The sequence below is a fragment of the Roseovarius halophilus (ex Wu et al. 2025) genome (assembly GCF_047086965.1).
In genome coordinates, this window is sequence record NZ_JBKOTX010000658.1 from 1 (window position 1) to 258 (window position 258).

The window sequence follows — 258 nt, forward strand, 5'->3', positions numbered from 1 at the left end:
GTCCAGCTTGGCTTCGTACTCGTGGTAACCAATGCTGTCGTACAGTTCCATGCGCGTCTGCATGGTGTCGACCACGTTCTTCTGCGTGCCGTCGCGGCGAATGGCAGCGTAGACGTTCTCCGCCGCCTTGTTCATCGCGCGGAATGCCGACAGCTGATACAGGATCATCGATACGCCCACCGAGGCCAGTTCGTCGCGCGTAAACAGCGGCGTCTGGCCAAATTCAGTGATGTTGGCAAGCACCGGTACCTTCACGGC

Annotated in this window: 1 pseudogene; it reads right to left on the reverse strand. The window is 59.3% G+C overall.

The window, feature by feature from the left end:
• Nucleotides 1-243 (reverse strand): annotated as a pseudogene (locus ACH107_RS33930) (methylisocitrate lyase); the annotation flags it as partial.
• Between the last annotated feature and the right edge of the window lie 15 nt (nucleotides 244-258).